Origin of the sequence: Streptomyces sp. B3I8, assembly GCF_030816915.1 — a bacterium.
GTDB lineage: Bacteria > Actinomycetota > Actinomycetes > Streptomycetales > Streptomycetaceae > Streptomyces.
Window position 1 is genome coordinate 6,707,105 of record NZ_JAUSYN010000002.1, and the last position, 1,085, is coordinate 6,708,189.

A 1,085-nucleotide genomic window follows, 5' to 3' on the forward strand; every position below is an offset into this window, starting at 1 on the left:
GGCCTCCGCAGAGGGTATGCGGAGGGCACGCGGTCGCTCGAACCGGCATGCGAGCCCCATAGAGTTCAGCCATGCACCGTACGCGTCGCCTCCTGCCCCGCGCCCGCCGCACCGGCCGTCACCCGCGCCCTGCCCTCCGCCCCGCGGCCTTTGCCGTCACGCTCGCACTGCTCGCCGCCTGCGCGGCCTGCGGCAACAGCGGTGGTGGCGACGGCGGTTCGAAGGCGGACGCCAAGGGTGGGGACGGCCGGGGCGACGGCTGGCACCTGACCTGGTCGGACGAGTTCAAGGGCGCACGGGGCACGCCGCCCGACCCCCGCAAGTGGGTCCACGACACCGGCGGCGAGCCCCAGTGGGGCAACCAGGAGTGGCAGTACTACACCGACCGGACCGGCAACGCGGCCCTCGACGGCAAGGGCCGCCTCGTCCTCACCGCCCGCCGCGAACGGCTCCCGGGGATGTCGAACTGCCGCTACGGCACCTGTGACATCACCTCCGGTCGGCTCACCACGAAGGGAAAATTCGCCCAGGCGTACGGCAGGTTCGAGGCCCGTATCCGGGTGCCCGAGGGCAGGGCGACGCTCCCGGCGTTCTGGATGATGGGCGACAACGACGAGGAGAAGCCCTGGCCCGGCAACGGGGAGATCGACGCCATGGAGGTCGTCGGCGGTGAACCCGGCACGGTCTACGGCACCGTGCACGGCCCCGGCTATGCCGACGAGGGCCTCGGCGGCAGCCACGAACTGCCCGACGGCGAACGGTACGCCGACGGCTTCCACACCTACGGCGTCGAGTGGACGAAGAACCGGGTGACCTGGACCGTCGACGGCACGGCCTACCACAGCGACCGGCGCGCACGGCACGACCGCAAGCACCCCTGGATCTTCGACCACCCCTTCTACCTGCTGCTCAACCTCGCGGTCGGCGGAGTGTGGCCGGGCCCGGTGACGTCGAGCACGCACCTCCCGGCCCGGATGACGGTCGACTGGGTCCGCGTCCACGAGCGGTCCTGACCCTGACCAGGACGCCGACGCGCACCCTGGCCCGGACGGCGGCCCGATCCCGGACGCACGGGCCGTGCACGG

General features: G+C 72.6%; 1 protein-coding gene. It reads left to right on the forward strand.

Annotation, left to right across the window (positions count from 1 at the left end; all coding sequences use genetic code 11):
- Positions 1 to 71: 71 nt before the first annotated feature.
- Positions 72 to 1,013, forward strand: a complete 942-nt coding sequence (locus tag QFZ64_RS31885) for a glycoside hydrolase family 16 protein (protein ID WP_307070939.1) — start codon at positions 72 to 74, stop codon at positions 1,011 to 1,013.
- The last annotated feature ends 72 nt before the right edge of the window (positions 1,014 to 1,085 follow it).

Coding starts and splice junctions, on each gene's coding strand:
- QFZ64_RS31885 (WP_307070939.1), top strand. CDS start 72: ATGCACCGTACGCGTCGCCTCCTGCCCCGCGCCCGCCGCACCGGCCGT.